Origin of the sequence: Pseudomonas sp. Z3-6 (assembly GCF_051131985.1) — a bacterium.
GTDB lineage: Bacteria > Pseudomonadota > Gammaproteobacteria > Pseudomonadales > Pseudomonadaceae > Aquipseudomonas > Aquipseudomonas zanjanensis.
On sequence record NZ_CP071644.1, the window covers coordinates 5883778 to 5899320 of the forward strand.

The 15543-nt window shown below is 63.9% G+C and carries 13 protein-coding genes; 6 read left to right on the plus strand and 7 right to left on the minus strand.

All coding sequences use genetic code 11. The features are described from left to right. Nucleotides 1-5: 5 nt before the first annotated feature. From J3P88_RS25630 to mreB, 7 genes are all read right to left on the minus strand, one after another. Entirely contained in the window at nt 6-869 is an 864-nt protein-coding gene (locus J3P88_RS25630) for a carbon-nitrogen hydrolase family protein (RefSeq protein ID WP_434572322.1), read from the minus strand. 140 nt (nt 870-1009) lie between these two features. Then, the gene (locus J3P88_RS25635; protein ID WP_434572324.1) at nt 1010-4813 is read right to left on the minus strand and encodes a YhdP family protein; all 3804 of its coding nucleotides are present in this window, start codon (nt 4811-4813) and stop codon (nt 1010-1012) included. 60 nt (nt 4814-4873) lie between these two features. After that, a complete protein-coding gene (rng, locus tag J3P88_RS25640) occupies nt 4874-6331 on the minus strand; it encodes a ribonuclease G (protein ID WP_053118461.1) in 1458 nt (485 codons plus the stop codon). A 56-nt stretch (nt 6332-6387) separates the two neighbouring features. Then, nucleotides 6388-6984 carry a Maf family protein gene (locus J3P88_RS25645; protein WP_434572326.1) on the minus strand — a complete coding sequence of 199 codons (597 nt, stop codon included), beginning with the start codon at nt 6982-6984 and terminating at the stop codon, nt 6388-6390. 184 nt (nt 6985-7168) lie between these two features. Then, the gene (mreD, locus tag J3P88_RS25650) at nt 7169-7657 is read right to left on the minus strand and encodes a rod shape-determining protein MreD (RefSeq protein ID WP_003197820.1); all 489 of its coding nucleotides are present in this window, start codon (nt 7655-7657) and stop codon (nt 7169-7171) included. Then, nucleotides 7654-8757 carry a rod shape-determining protein MreC gene (mreC, locus tag J3P88_RS25655; protein WP_434572329.1) on the minus strand — a complete coding sequence of 368 codons (1104 nt, stop codon included), beginning with the start codon at nt 8755-8757 and terminating at the stop codon, nt 7654-7656. Before mreC ends, mreD begins: the two co-directional genes overlap by 4 nt. A gap of 171 nt (nt 8758-8928) precedes the next feature. Then, on the minus strand, nt 8929-9966 hold the full coding sequence (gene mreB / locus J3P88_RS25660; protein WP_002555108.1) for a rod shape-determining protein MreB: 1038 nt from the start codon (nt 9964-9966) through the stop codon (nt 8929-8931). A gap of 214 nt (nt 9967-10180) precedes the next feature. On the opposite strand from mreB, the gene gatC reads away from it, so the two are divergent. The 6 genes from gatC to J3P88_RS25690 all read left to right on the plus strand — a co-directional run bounded on the left by gatC (nt 10181) and on the right by J3P88_RS25690 (nt 15464). Continuing rightward, on the plus strand, nt 10181-10468 hold the full coding sequence (gene gatC / locus J3P88_RS25665; protein WP_039592252.1) for an Asp-tRNA(Asn)/Glu-tRNA(Gln) amidotransferase subunit GatC: 288 nt from the start codon (nt 10181-10183) through the stop codon (nt 10466-10468). Between the two features lie 16 nt (nt 10469-10484). Further along, nucleotides 10485-11936, plus strand: coding sequence for an Asp-tRNA(Asn)/Glu-tRNA(Gln) amidotransferase subunit GatA (gene gatA / locus J3P88_RS25670; RefSeq protein ID WP_434572331.1), 1452 nt, complete (start codon nt 10485-10487; stop codon nt 11934-11936). A 10-nt stretch (nt 11937-11946) separates the two neighbouring features. Beyond that, nucleotides 11947-13392 carry an Asp-tRNA(Asn)/Glu-tRNA(Gln) amidotransferase subunit GatB gene (gene gatB / locus J3P88_RS25675; protein ID WP_186710671.1) on the plus strand — a complete coding sequence of 482 codons (1446 nt, stop codon included), beginning with the start codon at nt 11947-11949 and terminating at the stop codon, nt 13390-13392. 206 nt (nt 13393-13598) lie between these two features. Continuing rightward, nucleotides 13599-13976, plus strand: coding sequence for a septal ring lytic transglycosylase RlpA family protein (locus J3P88_RS25680; RefSeq protein WP_122568889.1), 378 nt, complete (start codon nt 13599-13601; stop codon nt 13974-13976). A gap of 49 nt (nt 13977-14025) precedes the next feature. Then, entirely contained in the window at nt 14026-15087 is a 1062-nt protein-coding gene (locus J3P88_RS25685) for a calcium/sodium antiporter (protein ID WP_186730426.1), read from the plus strand. Further along, on the plus strand, nt 15084-15464 hold the full coding sequence (locus tag J3P88_RS25690; RefSeq protein WP_186710669.1) for a carboxymuconolactone decarboxylase family protein: 381 nt from the start codon (nt 15084-15086) through the stop codon (nt 15462-15464). Before J3P88_RS25685 ends, J3P88_RS25690 begins: the two co-directional genes overlap by 4 nt. Nucleotides 15465-15543 lie beyond the last annotated feature (79 nt).

Here is a 15543-nt window from a genome sequence, read left to right on the forward strand (position 1 = left end):
ATGTTTTACGCCTTGAATTCGTCGTCTTGGACAGGCCGCTGTCGAGCGCCCTGCGAGAAAAAGCGCCGATGGCTGGCCACCGGCATGCGCGCCCTGATGGACGCCTGTTCGCTGCTGTCGCGCTCGGCCACCAGCACGGCCTCGCCTTGATCCTGTTGTGCTAGCACGCGGCCCCACGGGTCGACAATCGCGGCATGGCCAAAGGTTTCCCGAGGCCCCGGATGCACGCCACCCTGGGCGGCCGCCAGCACATAGCACTGGGTCTCGATGGCCCGGGCGCGGATCAGCACGTCCCAATGGGCCGCACCGGTCACCGCGGTAAACGCCGACGGTGCCGTGATCAGCTCGGCCCCGGCAGCGCGTAGTTCGCTGTAGAGCTCCGGGAACCGCAAGTCATAACAGACCGTCAGGCCCACCCGGCCGACGGGGGTATCGGCCACCACCACGTTGGCACCATAAGCATAGTCATCCGACTCCCGATAGCGCCCGCGATTGTCCGCCACGTCCACATCGAACAGGTGCAGCTTGTCGTAGCGCGCCACGACCTGGCCCTGGTCATCGACCAGCAACGAACAGGCATGGGACCGGCCCTCGGGCTGGTCCTTGGGTGGCAACGGCAGCGTACCGGCCACAATCCATAACTTGAGGTCACGGGCGGCCTGTTTCAACCAGGGCAGGATCGGTCCCTGACCAAAGGCTTCGGCGCGCCCGATGTCGGCCACGTCCCGCCGCCCCATCGCCGCGAAATTCTCCGGCAGCACCGCCAGCCTCGCACCGCCAGCGGCAGCCTGCTCCAGCAGCACCCAGGCACGAGCCAGGTTCGCGAGCACATCGCTTTGGCTGACCATTTGAATCACGGCGACTGGCATGGTACTTCCCTCATTTTTTGCATCACTGCCCCTGTGGGAGCGAGCTTGCTCGCGAAGGCGGTATGTCTGTCACATCAATATTGACTGTGCCGACGCTTTCGCGAGCAAGCCCGCTCCCACAGGGGATTCGCGCCAACTCGTCAAAACGGCTTGTCGAAGGTGATCTTCGGCTCTTTCCACGGCCCCTTGACGTCGTATCTTACGCTGGCAAAGCGCGCCACGCGGTCACCGATCAGCTTGTCGATCAGAAACAGCGCCCCACCCACCGCCGGCGCGCCAACGATCAGCGCGGCAATCGGCAGGTTGTTGGTCACCGGAAGCGTCACCAACAGCTTGGCGTCGACCCGGTCGGCCACCATGTCCAGCGTGCCGTTGAGTTCCAGGTTGCTCGACGGCCCGGTCAGGGTAATGGGTTCGCGGGTCACGTACACCCCGTCGCTCGCCACCAGCAGCCCCTTGACCCGGTCGTAGCTCAAGCCCTTGCCGAACAGGTCGGAGAAGTCCAGGCGCAAGCGTCGACCGATGGAGTTGAAGTTCAGCAGGCCAAACACCCGTAACGCCCGGGCGCTGCCTTCGACTTCGACGAACTGGCCCTTGCTCAACGACGCGTCGAGGCTGCCGGAAAAGCGCTTGGTGGCGACCCATGCTGGCGAGCCCGGCCAACGGCCATCGACATCCAGGCGGAACGCCTGGCTGGTCACGCTTGGCGCAAACCCCCAGCCCTTGAGCACATCGCCCAGGTTCTTACCGCTGATCCGGCCCTTGTACCAACTGCTGGTGGAACCGGGCACGCCTTCCCAGCCGCCACTGCCGTTCAACACCATGCCCTTGAGGCCCATGTCCAAGTTGTTCAGCGCGATACCCTTGGCGGTCGGTCGTACTTTCAACGACCACGCGCCGATCAGATCGGGGCCTTGGAACAGTTGGTCGATGGCGATATCCATGGCCGGGATCTTGCCGGGATCGACCGACGCCAGCGGGTCCGGCGCATTTTCATCCGCCTGGACCGTCGGGTCTGTGGCCGGCAGGCGAACGTAATCAAGCTTGATACCAATCGGTGCGGCCTTGGCGTCCGGCAGGTTGACGTTGCCCTTGGCCTGCTGGCTGGCGAGCTGCAAGGCCCAGGCGTCCGGCTTGCGGTCCAGTTGCACCGAGGCTTGGTCGAGGGTAGTGCCCATGGCCGTGAGTTTGCCGACGGTCAGGTCGACGCTGCTGAGCAGTTGCTTGGCACTGCCGCCTGGGTCGTGGCCGGCGTACTTGTTCACCAGGTCCTGCCAGGGGCTGACGTCCAGTTCCGACAACGTGCCACGCAGCCGCAGGCCCTTGGCGCCCGGCAACACCGCGTCGCCGGCGCCCAGCAACAATTCGCCGCGACCGTCAGCGACTTTCCCGCTTGGCGCGGCGTACGTGAAGCTGGCGAGGTCGCCATAGTCGGCCCAATAACGCCGCTCCGGCCCTTGCAAGGTCATGCGAAACACCGTGTCACGCCCGACGTCGGCGGCCATGCCGAAGGGGGCCGGCAGGTCGATGGCCACGCCCTTGAGGCTGGAACTGACCGACAACTGGCTGTCGGCGCCGTCGAGGATCACTTGTAACTGGTAGGGCACGACGCCGGAGACCGGCAGCGGTTGGGTGACATTCAGCCAACTGGTGAGTTTCTTGACCTCCACTTGCCCAGACGCGGTGACCCGCGTATTGAGCGCACCAGCACGGCCCTCGGCGAAAATCTGCGCGGTCACGGGGCGGTCGAATGCCCGGGCACTGATGCCCTTGCCGCTCAGGCCCTTGTGGCTGTCGAAGCGGAAATCACCCTTGAGCTGGGTCAGCTCCAACGCCGGTTCGCTGAGTTTGAGCCGGGCCTTGTCGGTGGCGAAATCCACCTGGATCTTCGGCTGCTCGCCTTTGACCAGCGGGATATCGAGCTTCACGCTGCCGTTCAGGTCGCCCTCGCCTTCCCAGCCGGCGAACGTCTCGGCCGTACCGATGGGCGCGGTCTGGAGGATTTTCAGGCCGTCGCCCAGCCCGCCGGCGAACCCGCCGTCCAGCAGCAGATGGGAACTCTGCCCGGTCGGTACGTGGGGAATGTTCACCGAAATATCCCTGACCTGAGTATCGAGCAACTGCCCTTGGCTGGCGAAGATGCGCACGCCGCTGTCTTCGACGAAGACATCGCCGCTGACCTTGCTGACCGAAGGCCAGCCCGGCTGGAACGCCAGCTCGGCGTCATGCACCTTGAAAAACAGACTGATGCTGCGGTCCGCGTCCCCGGCACCTTTGTTCAACGAGCCTTGGTACTGGAAAAAACCCTCATCCACCGCGCCCTTGACGATGGCCGTGCGCAGCCACTCATCCAGCGCCGGGCTGAGCACTGCCGGCAGGTACTTGGCGGTGTAGCGCCCATCGCCGTCCACCAGGCCGACCCGCAGGTCCATGTAGTCCTCCTGGCTATGGTCGAAATGCAGGCGGATCAGGAAGTCGCCAGCAATCCGGCCCTCCTCGCCCAGCACTTTCAGGTACGGCGCGATCAGGGTGAAGCCTTGCTTGTCGAGCTTCCAGGTCAGCTGGGCGTTGGCTTGCAGGTACTGCCAGGGCTTGGCGAAGATCGGGTCCAGGTGCAGGGAAAAGTCCTTGCTGTCCATGCGCAGCTCGCCGCCGCCCAGGTCGCCGCTCAGGCTCCCGGAAACGTTACGCGCCGCCGGGGCGCCGCGATAGGCATTGAAACCGACAGTGTCCAGGTTGGTGGCGAAGCTGATTTTCTGGGCGCCGGTGTTCTGCGGCCGATAGTCCAACAGCACGTTGCGCAGGGCGCCGGTCACCTTGAGCCGGTCAATCGTCGTGGCCAGGCCTTCGGGCAAAGGCGCCAGGGCGTTGAGCAACGGCGTGAGCGGAGTCAGGTCCAGGCGATCGGCCTGCAGGTGCCAACGCTCCTCGGCCTGCTCGGTGGCGGCGCTTTGTTGCAGTTGCAGGTGCGATTCCCAGCGGGTTTCGCCCAGGTTCATCGCCAAGGAGTCGAAGGTCGCGGTGAACCCTTGGCTGCCGCGTTGGAAGTACGCGTTGAGGGCCAGGTTGTGGATCTGCACCGGCTTGCGCTCGCCATAGGCGCCGTCGAGCTGCGGCGCGTTCAGGCGCATGGCCGCGCTTTGCACCGTGCCCTCGCCCCAACTGAGCCAGAATTCGCCGCCGGCCTGGATCCGGGAAAAATTCCATTGCTGGGTCAGGCGCTTCGGCAGCCATTTGGACCAGTCGCTTTGCGGCAGGCTCAAGTAGGCGTCGGCCTGGCCATTCTTCCAGTCGCTGGCGCGCAGGCGAGTGCGCAGGTTGATCGCCACCGGCTGGCCGTCGGGCAGGGTCAGGCGTGCGTCCAGGCGCTGGCGGGTGGCGCCGGTGCGCAGGCTCAAGCCGACGTAGGTCAGGGTCAGTGGGGGTTGCTCGACAGGTTGCAAGGTCACCTGGCTATTGAGCACCGAGAGCCTTGAAACCATTTGCATGCGTTCGAGCAATTGCTGCGGATCGAGGGGCTGATCGTCCTTCACCGGCAGGCCTTCCAGGGCCCATTTGCCGTCGGCGCCCTCCTTGAGGCTGATCTTCAGGCCGCTGACTTCCAGGTGGGCGATGCGCACCTGCCGCGCCAACACGCTGTCCCACAGGTCGGGCACGGCCCGCACCTGATCCAGGTGCAAGGCGTTGGGGCCCTCGCCAACCACCACGTCGCGCGCCGCCACGATCGGCGCCAGGGCGTCCCAACTGCCGTCGAGGCTGCCGATGTGCACGGGCATGCCCATGGCCGCGCCGGCGCGGGTCTCGACCTCGGCGCGGTATTCGGCCACCAGCGGGACCAGCTCGCGACCGAGGCTGACGTACAACGCCAGCAGCACCAGCAGCAGCGCGCAAAGCCCCAAGCCCCAACGAGTCAGCGTCGCGATCAAGCGTGTCAGACGCTCCATGTCAGTGGGCTCCCCTGGCAAAGACAATCAAATCCGCGGGCCCGCCGCTTCCCAAGCTCTTCAGAGCAACACCACGTCGTATTGTTCCTGGGAGTACATGGTTTCGACCTGGAAGCGAATCGTGCGTCCGATAAACGCTTCCAGCTCCGCGACATTGCCTGACTCCTCATCGAGCAGACGGTCCACCACTTTCTGGTTCGCCAACACTCTATAACCGGTCGCCTGGTAAGCGCGCGCCTCCCGGAGGATTTCCCGGAAGATTTCGTAACACACGGTTTCCGGGGTCTTCAGCTTGCCGCGCCCCTGGCAACTGCTGCACGGCTCGCACAGCACCTGCTCGAGGCTTTCGCGGGTACGCTTGCGGGTCATCTGCACCAGGCCCAGTTCGGTGATGCCGATGATGTTGGTCTTGGCGTGATCGCGTTCGAGTTGTTTTTCCAGGGTCCGCAGTACCTGGCGCTGATGCTCTTCATCTTCCATGTCGATGAAGTCAATGATGATGATACCCCCCAGGTTGCGCAGGCGCAGTTGCCGGGCGATGGCCGTGGCGGCTTCCAGGTTGGTCTTGAAGATGGTTTCTTCCAGGTTGCGGTGGCCGACGAACGCCCCGGTGTTGACGTCGATGGTGCTCATGGCTTCGGCTGGATCAACCACCAGGTACCCGCCCGACTTGAGCGGCACCTTGCGCTCCAGGGCCTTCTGGATTTCGTCCTCGACGCCGTACAGATCGAAAATCGGCCGCTCGCCAGGGTAATGCTCGAGACGGTCGGCGATTTCCGGCATCAGTTCGGCGACGAACTGGGTGGTTTTCTGGAAGGTTTCCCGGGAATCGATGCGGATCTTCTCGATCTTGGGGCTGACCAGGTCACGCAAGGTTCGCAGCGCCAGGCCCAGGTCTTCGTAGATCACGCTGGGGGTGGCGATGGTCTTGATCTGTGCGGCGATCTGGTCCCAGAGCCTTCGCAGGTAGCGGATGTCCATGAGGATTTCATCGGCCCCGGCCCCTTCGGCGGCGGTGCGCAGGATGAAGCCTCCGGTTTCCTTGATGCCCTCTTTTTCCACGCAGTCGCTGACCACCTGCTTGAGGCGCTCGCGCTCGGCTTCGTCTTCGATTTTCAGGGAAATGCCCACATGGGCGGTACGCGGCATGTACACCAGGTAGCGCGACGGGATCGACAGTTGCGTGGTCAGGCGCGCGCCCTTGGAGCCGATGGGATCCTTGGTGACCTGCACCACCAGGCTCTGGCCTTCATGCACTAGCGCGCTGATGCTCTCCACGGCCGGCCCTTCGCGCATGGAGATTTCCGAGGCGTGGATAAATGCCGCGCGGTCCAGGCCGATGTCGACGAAGGCCGCCTGCATGCCCGGCAGCACCCGCACGACCTTGCCCTTGTAGATGTTGCCGACGATGCCACGTTTTTGCGTGCGCTCGACGTGAACCTCTTGCAACACGCCGTTTTCAACCACCGCCACGCGCGATTCCATCGGCGTGATGTTGATCAGGATCTCTTCACTCATGGCAGGGTCTCGTTCAGGCATGTTCACGATAATGGCCGCATCAAGTCGGACGGCGCTCAGCGCACGTTCAAGGTTTGCCAACAGGGTATGCCGAAATGGCCCAGTAGTTCTGCGGTTTCGCACAGCGGCAGGCCGACCACGGCCGAATAACTGCCTTCCAGCCCGGCGACGAACACCGCGCCCAGCCCTTGGATACCATAGCCGCCCGCCTTGTCCCGGGGTTCGCCGCTGGCCCAATAGGCCAGCGCTTCCTGCTCGGTAATGGGTCGGAAACGCACCCGGCTGCGCACCACCCGGGACTCGCAGCGCGAGGCGTCCAGCACGGCAATGGCGGTCAGCACCTCATGCTCGCGACCGGACAGGCCCAGCAGCATGGACAAGGCGTCGGCCTGGTCCATGGGCTTGCCGAGAATCCGCCCCTCCAGCACCACGGCGGTGTCCGCCCCGAGCACGCAGCCATCCACACCGGGTTGCAGCGCACGTAGCCCAGCCTCGGCCTTGCCGCGCGCCAGACGCTCGACATAGGCCGATGGGGTTTCGTGATCCAGGGGAGTTTCGTCGATATCCGCACCGATGGCGGTAAAGGGCACGCCGATCTGCGTGAGCAGCTCACGCCGACGCGGCGAGCCTGAGGCGAGGTAAAGCGGTTTCATCAAGACATCTCCCTCTCAAAACACAGCCATCCAAACGAGCACAGCTTTTTGTGGCGAGGGAGCTTGCTCCCGCTCGGTTGCGTAGCGACCGTAAAAATGGGGGCCGCTACGCAGCCCAGCGGGAGCAAGCTCCCTCGCCACAGGGATGTAAGTCATCAAAAAAAGTGTCGATATCCTGCGCGAATCAGTTGATTTTGAAACGCAGGCGCAGGCCACGCAAACCGAAGCTGACCCATGGCCAGAGCAACGCGCTGACCAGGGCTGGCAAGACCAGCGCCAAGGTCGGCTGGCGATTGCCGGTCAGTGCGCTGAGCCACAGCTGCACCAGTTGCGCCAGGCCGAAGATCACCAGGATCACCAGGCATTGCTGCCACATGGGGAACATCCGCAGGCGTTGTTGCAGCGACAGCACCAGGAACGTGATCAGCGTCAGGATCAATGCGTTCTGCCCCAGCAACGTGCCGTAGAGCACGTCCTCGGCCAGGCCCAGGCACCAGGCGGTGACCATGCCGACCTTGTGGGGCAAGGCCAGCGCCCAGAAGGCCAGCAACAAGGCCAGCCACAGGGGACGCAGGATTTCCATGAACTGCGGCAGCGGCGAAACGCTGAGCAACAGGCCGATGGCGAAGGTCAGCCAGACCATCCAGCCGTTACCGGATTGGGTACTGCTCATTCTTCTCGTGCTCCCCTGGGCGCCGGTGAAGCGGCGGGTGTCGAGGCCGGTGGTCGAGCCGCAGGTCTGGCAGGCTGGGACGCCGGTGCGTGGGTGGCTGGCCTGGCGGGTGCCGCGGCAGGCGTGGCGGGTGCGGTCGACGGTGTGGTGGCCGGTGCGCTCGTAGCGGGTGTTGCCGCTTGAGGCTTGGGCACCGTGGCCGGCGCAGCGGGTGCAGGCGCGGGCGCAGCCGGCGTAACCGACTCGCCGCCCTGCCGGTCCTGGGCTTCCTGGGCCACGGCGGCGTCGTTGGCGCGCTCTTCGGGCGTACGGTTGTCGCTGAAGACCAGCAGCAGATAGCGGCTGCGATTCAATGCTGCCGTCGGCACCGCGCGGACGATCGCGAACGGCTGGCCGGAGTCATGGATGACTTCCTTGACCGTCGCCACCGGGTACCCGGCCGGGAAACGCTGGCCGAGGCCGGAGCTGACCAGCAGGTCGCCTTCCTTGATGTCGGCGGTGTCGGCTACGTGCCGCAGCTCCAGGCGTTCCGGGTTGCCGGTACCACTGGCAATTGCCCGCAGGCCGTTGCGGTTGACCTGTACTGGGATGCTGTGGGTAGTGTCGGTCAGCAGCAGCACCCGCGAGGTGTAGGGCATCAACTCCACCACCTGGCCCATCAGGCCCCGGGCATCGAGCACCGGCTGGCCGAGGACCACGCCGTCGCGCTCGCCTTTATTGATCAGGATGCGGTGGGTGAACGGATTGGGGTCCATGCCGATCAACTCGGCCACTTCGACCTTTTCGTTGACCAGCGCGGACGAGTTGAGCAACTCGCGCAGCCGCACGTTCTGCTCGGTGAGGGCCGCCAGTTTCTGCATGCGCCCCTGCAACAGCAGGTTTTCGGTCTTGAGTTTTTCGTTTTCGGCGACCAGTTCGGTCCGGCTGCCAAACTGGCTGGCGACACCTTGCCACAAGCGCTGCGGCAGGTCGGTGATCCAATAGGATTCCATCAACACCAGCGACATCTGGCTGCGTACAGGCTTGAGCAGCGTGAAGCGGGCATCGACCACCATCAGCGCGACCGATAGCACGGTCAGCACCAGCAGGCGCACGCCCAATGAGGGGCCTTTGGCGAAAAGCGGTTTAATAGGCCGCTCCTCCCAGGCAAATGTTTTCTTTATTCATACGGCATCAAACCGGCCTGGATACGAATGACAGAAGATAAACGCCAACGGGCAGCACTGCAAAGTGCTGCCCGGGCGCAAACAACATAGACCACTGCGCCAGACTTATTCGCTGGAGAGCAGGTCCATGGTGTGCTTGTCCATCATTTCCAGCGCACGGCCACCGCCGCGGGCAACGCAGGTCAACGGGTCTTCGGCAACGATCACCGGCAGGCCGGTTTCCTGGGCCAGCAGCTTGTCGAGGTCACGCAACAGCGCGCCACCACCGGTCAGCACCAGGCCGCGCTCGGCGATGTCCGAGGCCAGCTCCGGCGGCGACTGCTCCAGGGCGCTCTTGACGGCCTGGACGATGGTCGCCAACGACTCTTGCAGCGCTTCGAGCACTTCGTTGGAATTGAGGGTGAAGGCCCGTGGAACGCCTTCGGCCAGGTTGCGACCGCGTACGTCGACTTCACGCACTTCACCGCCCGGGTAGGCCGTGCCGATTTCCTGCTTGATGCGTTCGGCGGTGGATTCGCCGATCAGGCTGCCGTAGTTGCGACGCACATAGGTGATGATCGCTTCGTCGAAACGGTCGCCGCCCACACGTACGGATTCGGCGTAGACCACACCGTTGAGGGAGATCAGCGCGATTTCAGTAGTACCGCCACCGATGTCGACGACCATCGAGCCGCGAGCTTCTTCCACCGGCAGGCCGGCACCGATGGCAGCGGCCATCGGTTCTTCGATCAGGAACACTTCGCGAGCACCGGCACCGAGGGCCGACTCACGGATGGCACGACGCTCTACCTGGGTGGACTTGCATGGCACGCAGATCAGCACACGAGGGCTGGGCTGCAGGAAACTGTTTTCGTGAACCTTGTTGATGAAGTACTGCAGCATCTTTTCGCAGACGCTGAAGTCGGCGATCACGCCGTCCTTCATGGGGCGAATGGCTGCGATGTTGCCCGGTGTACGGCCCAGCATGCGCTTGGCTTCCGTACCGACAGCCACGACACTCTTCTGGTTACCGTGGGTGCGGATGGCCACGACCGAGGGTTCATTCAGGACGATACCGCGCTCGCGCACGTAAATAAGGGTGTTGGCAGTGCCCAGGTCGATGGAAAGATCGCTGGAAAACATGCCACGCAGTTTCTTGAACATGGGAAAGGGACCCTAGGCAACGCGTGGGTAAAAAAGTGCGGCAAACTCTAACAACGACAGGGATTTTGGGCAAGGCGCCAATATGTTAAATTGGCCGCTTTTCTGTGCACCAAACCCCACAATCGCGGCCGTAAGACCGTAGAAATGCGGTAGTGTTCCGACAATCTAACACACGGACAGACTGCGTCCGTTTTGTTTTCCACTGGAGAATCCCATGGCGCTTGAACGCTCCGACGTGGAAAAAATCGCTCATCTGGCCTGTCTGGGCCTCAATGAAGCCGATCTTCCACACATCACTTCTGCCCTGAACAGCATTCTAGGGCTGGTCGACGAGATGCAGGCGGTCGATACCGACGGTATAGAACCGCTGGCCCACCCACTGGAAGCCAGTCAGCGCCTGCGCGCCGACGTCGTGACCGAGTCCAATAATCGCGAGGCCTACCAGTCCATCGCGCCAGCGGTCGAAAACGGCCTGTACCTGGTTCCGAAAGTCATCGACTAAAGGGAAAGAGCCTCTCATGCATCACATGACCCTGGCCGAGATCGCCCGCGGACTCGCCGATAAAAAGTTTTCCTCTGAAGAGCTGACCCAAGTCCTGCTGGCGCGCATCGCCCAGCTCGACCCGCAGCTCAACAGTTTCATCAGCCTCACCGAAGAACTGGCCCTGAGCCAGGCCAAGGCCGCCGACGCCCGGCGCGCCAACGGTGAGACCGGTGCCCTGCTCGGTGCGCCGATTGCCCACAAGGACTTGTTCTGCACCCAAGGCATCCGCACCAGCTGCGGCTCGAAGATGCTCGACAATTTCAAGGCCCCGTACGATGCCACCGTGGTCGCCAAGCTGGCCGCCGCCGGCACCGTGACCCTGGGCAAGACCAACATGGACGAATTCGCCATGGGCTCGGCCAACGAGTCGAGCTACTACGGCGCGGTGAAGAACCCGTGGAACCTGGAGCACGTACCGGGCGGCTCGTCCGGCGGTTCCGCCGCCGCCGTGGCCGCGCGCCTGTTGCCAGCCGCCACCGCCACCGACACCGGCGGCTCGATCCGCCAGCCGGCGGCGTTCACCAACCTCACCGGCCTGAAGCCGACCTACGGTCGCGTTTCGCGCTGGGGCATGATCGCCTACGCCTCCAGCCTCGACCAGGGCGGCCCACTGGCGCGCACCGCCGAAGACTGCGCGATCCTGCTGCAAGGCATGGCCGGCTTCGACCCGAACGACTCCACCAGCATCGATGAGCCCGTGCCGGACTACAGCGCCAGCCTCAACGGCTCGCTGCAGGGCCTGCGCATCGGCGTGCCGAAGGAATACTTCAGCGCCGGTCTCGACCCACGCATCGCCGAGCTGGTCCACAACAGCGTCAAGGAGCTGGAGAAGCTCGGCGCGGTCATCAAGGAAATCAGCCTGCCGAACATGCAGCACGCCATTCCGGCGTACTACGTGATCGCCCCGGCGGAAGCGTCCTCGAACCTGTCGCGTTTCGACGGCGTGCGCTTCGGCCATCGCTGCGAGAACCCGGAAAACCTGATCGACCTGTACAAGCGCTCCCGTGGCGAAGGCTTCGGCGCCGAAGTGCAACGCCGGATCATGGTCGGCGCCTACGCGTTGTCCGCCGGCTACTACGATGCCTATTACCTCAAGGCGCAGAAAATCCGCCGCCTGGTGAAGAACGACTTCATGGCCGCCTTCAACGAGGTCGACATCATCCTCGGCCCGACCACGCCGAACCCGGCCTGGAAGCTCGGCGCCAAGAACAGCGACCCGGTCGCCGAGTACCTGGAAGACGTCTACACCATCACCGCCAACCTCGCCGGCTTGCCGGGCCTGTCCATGCCGGCCGGTTTCGTCGATGGCCTGCCGGTGGGCGTGCAGTTGCTCGCGCCGTATTTCCAGGAAGGCCGCCTGTTGAATGTTGCCCACCAGTATCAAATGAATACTGACTGGCACACCCGCACCCCAACCGGCTTCTGAGGAGAAACACATGCAATGGGAAGTCGTGATCGGGCTGGAGATTCATACCCAGCTCACCACCCGGTCGAAAATCTTTTCCGGTAGCTCCACCACATTCGGTTCCGAGCCCAATACCCAGGCCAGCCTGGTGGACCTGGGCATGCCCGGCGTGCTGCCGGTGCTCAACGCCGAAGCGGTGCGCATGGCGGTGATGTTCGGCCTGGCGATTGACGCCGAGATCGGCCAGCACAACGTGTTCGCCCGCAAGAACTACTTCTACCCGGACCTGCCCAAGGGCTACCAGATCAGCCAGATGGAGCTGCCGATCGTCGGCAAGGGCCACCTGGACATCGCCCTGGAAGATGGCACGGTCAAGCGCGTCGGTATCACCCGGGCGCACCTGGAAGAAGACGCCGGCAAGAGCCTGCACGAAGAATTCAACGGTGCTACCGGCATCGACCTGAACCGTGCCGGCACGCCGCTGCTGGAAATCGTCTCCGAGCCGGACATGCGCAGCGCCAAGGAAGCCGTGGCCTACGTCAAGGCGATCCATGCCCTGGTGCGCTACTTGGGCATCTGCGATGGCAACATGGCCGAGGGCTCGCTGCGCTGCGACTGCAACGTGTCGATCCGTCCGAAAGGCCAGGCCGAATTCGGCACCCGCTGCGAGATCAAGAACGTCAACTCGTTCCGCTTCATCGAGAAGGCGATCAACAGCGAGATCCAGCGCCAGATCGAACTGATCGAGGACGGCGGCAAGGTCATCCAGCAGACGCGCCTGTACGATCCGAACAAGGACGAGACCCGTCCGATGCGCAGCAAGGAGGAAGCCAACGACTACCGTTACTTCCCCGACCCAGACCTGCTGCCAGTGGTCATCGAGGATTCGTTCCTCAATGAAGTACGCGCCACACTGCCCGAGCTGCCGCCGCAGAAACGCGAGCGCTTCCAGGCGCAATTCGGGCTGTCGAGCTATGACGCCAACGTCCTGGCCACCAGCCGCGAACAGGCCGATTACTTCGAGAAAGTCGTGAGCATCGGTGGCGACGCCAAGCTGGCGGCCAACTGGGTGATGGTCGAGTTGGGCAGCCTGTTGAACAAGCAGGGCCTGGAAATCGATGAGTCGCCGGTCTCCGCCGAGCAATTGGGCGGCATGCTGGTGCGGATCAAGGACAACACCATTTCCGGCAAGATCGCCAAGATGGTGTTCGAAGCCATGGCCAATGGTGAAGGCAGCGCCGACGAGATCATCGAGAAGCGCGGCTTGAAGCAGGTCACCGACACCGGCGCGATTTCCGCCGTGCTCGATGAAATGCTCGCGGCCAACGCCGAGCAAGTCGAACAGTACCGCGCGGCAGACGAAGCCAAGCGCGGCAAGATGTTCGGCTTCTTCGTCGGCCAGGCCATGAAAGCCTCCAAGGGCAAGGCCAACCCGCAACAGGTCAACGAACTGCTCAAAAGCAAGCTCGAAGGCTGATAGCCATGGAGCCAGTCTTCCAATCTGGCTCAATCCCCTGTGGGAGCGAGCCTGTGGGAGCAAAGCTTGCTCGCGATGAAGACACCTCGATCCATCAGTGGACCGCGTTATCGTTTATCGCGAGCAAGCTTTGCTCCCACAGGTTTTGCTCCGACTGGCTTTGCTCCCACAGGCCAGCTCCCCTATCTGTAGTTGGAACCCCCTTGATGAAGCGTCTCCTCGGCGCCTGCGCCCTGCTGTCCCTGTTGGCCGGTTGCGCCAGCCAGAGCGGGACGGTCGATCCACACGGCTACGACCAGACCGGCGTCGCTTCTTATTACGGCGCCCGGCACCATGGCAAGCGCACCGCCAGCGGCGAGCGTTTCAACCAGCATGGCCTGACCGCCGCCCATCGCCAGTTGCCGTTCGGCACCCGGGTGAAAGTCACCAACCTGAAAAACAACGACAGCGTCGTGGTCCGCATCAACGACCGCGGCCCGTATACTCGTGGCCGTTTGATCGACGTGTCCCGCGAAGCCGCCGAGCAACTGGGCATGTTGCGCAGCGGCACTGCCCGGGTGCGTGTGCAAGCCCTCGACGACTGATAGACGGAGCCCGGCCATTTCCCTACTCACCGCCCTACCGCTGCTCAGCCTGATCGAGTTGTTCGGCGCCCTGCTATTGCTGATCGGCGGCGCCGAACTGTTGGTGCGCGCCGCCGTGGGCCTGGCGGCACGCTTGCAGGTACGGCCGCTGATCATCGGCCTGACCGTCGTCGCGTTCGGCAGCAGCGCGCCACAAATGGCCGTCAGCCTGCAGGCGACCCTGGCGCAAAACGCCGACATCGCCGTGGGCAGTGTGATCGGCAGCAGCATCTTCAACATCCTCGTCACGCTGGGGCTGTCGGCGCTGATCATTCCGTTGCGCGTCTCGCGCCAGTTGGTGCGCCTGGACATCCCGTTGATGATCGGCGCCAGCCTGCTGGTGTTCGTGCTGGCATTGAATGAAGAACTGACCCGCCTGGATGGCGCCTGGCTGCTGCTGGCCCTGGCGGTGTACCTCGGGCTGTTGTTGCGCCAGTCCCGGCATTCGGCGCGGCCGCACCCGGTGGGCGGCGACGTGGCCCACATGTCCTGGGTCAAGAGTGTGCTGATGATTACAGCGGGCCTGACCATGCTGATCTTCGCCGGCCACCTGTTGCTGGGCGCAGCGGTGGAAGTGGCGACGGACCTCGGCCTTTCGGAGCGCATCATCGGCCTGACCATCGTCGCCGTCAGCACCTCGCTGCCGGAGCTCGCCACCTCGCTGATTGCCGCCCTGCGCGGCCAGCGGGACATTGCGGTGGGCAACGTGATCGGCAGCAACCTGTTCAACCTGCTGGGTGTGCTCGGCGTGACAGCCCTGGCCGCGCCCACGCCACTGTCCGTGTCGCCGAATGCCCTGGATTTCGACCTGCCGGTGATGCTCGGCGTGGCGGTGCTGTGCCTGCCGGTGTTCTATTCAGGCTACCGCGTCACCCGTGCCGAAGGCTTGCTGTTGCTGGGCTTGTACGCGGTCTACGGGCTGCACGTGGTGTCGTTCACCACCGGCATGCCCCTGGCCGGCCAACTGGAACGACTGATGCTGTTCTACGTGCTGCCGGCCCTGCTCGCGTTTTTGCTGTTCACCTCCCTGCGCGCCTGGCGCCGCCAACACCACAAGAGGGATTTGCCATGACCGACACTCCAAAGACCGGCCTCGACATGCGCCGCCAAGTGATGGGCGATGCGTTCGTCGACCGCGCCCTGGGCAATGCCACCGACTTCACCCAGCCGCTGCAGGATTTCGTCAATGAGCACGCCTGGGGCAGCGTCTGGAGCCGCGAAGGCCTGCCGCTGAAGACCCGCAGCCTGATCACCCTCGCCGCCCTCACTGCCCTCAAGTGCCCGCAGGAACTCAAGGGCCACGTGCGCGGCGCGCTGAACAATGGCTGCACCGTGGAAGAGATCCGCGAGGCGTTGCTGCATTGCGCGGTGTACGCGGGCGTGCCGGCGGCGATCGATGCGTTTCGGGCGGCGCAGGAAGTGATCGATAGCTACCAGAAACCTGAGTGAAGGCCCAAGCCTTGCGGTGACAGGCCAGGCCTCTTCGCGAGCAAGCCCGCTCCCACATTGACTGCGTTCTTCCATGGAA

What these genes read in the sequence shown, in the direction of transcription:
- gatA (WP_434572331.1), top strand. Translation starts at nt 10,485, where the DNA reads ATGCATCACATGACCCTGGCCGAGATCGCCCGCGGACTCGCCGATAAA.
- J3P88_RS25635 (WP_434572324.1), bottom strand. Translation starts at nt 4,813, where the DNA reads ATGGAGCGTCTGACACGCTTGATCGCGACGCTGACTCGTTGGGGCTTG.
- J3P88_RS25645 (WP_434572326.1), bottom strand. Translation starts at nt 6,984, where the DNA reads ATGAAACCGCTTTACCTCGCCTCAGGCTCGCCGCGTCGGCGTGAGCTG.
- rng (WP_053118461.1), bottom strand. Translation starts at nt 6,331, where the DNA reads ATGAGTGAAGAGATCCTGATCAACATCACGCCGATGGAATCGCGCGTG.
- gatC (WP_039592252.1), top strand. Translation starts at nt 10,181, where the DNA reads ATGGCGCTTGAACGCTCCGACGTGGAAAAAATCGCTCATCTGGCCTGT.
- J3P88_RS25680 (WP_122568889.1), top strand. Translation starts at nt 13,599, where the DNA reads ATGAAGCGTCTCCTCGGCGCCTGCGCCCTGCTGTCCCTGTTGGCCGGT.
- J3P88_RS25690 (WP_186710669.1), top strand. Translation starts at nt 15,084, where the DNA reads ATGACCGACACTCCAAAGACCGGCCTCGACATGCGCCGCCAAGTGATG.
- gatB (WP_186710671.1), top strand. Translation starts at nt 11,947, where the DNA reads ATGCAATGGGAAGTCGTGATCGGGCTGGAGATTCATACCCAGCTCACC.
- mreD (WP_003197820.1), bottom strand. Translation starts at nt 7,657, where the DNA reads ATGAGCAGTACCCAATCCGGTAACGGCTGGATGGTCTGGCTGACCTTC.
- mreB (WP_002555108.1), bottom strand. Translation starts at nt 9,966, where the DNA reads ATGTTCAAGAAACTGCGTGGCATGTTTTCCAGCGATCTTTCCATCGAC.
- J3P88_RS25630 (WP_434572322.1), bottom strand. Translation starts at nt 869, where the DNA reads ATGCCAGTCGCCGTGATTCAAATGGTCAGCCAAAGCGATGTGCTCGCG.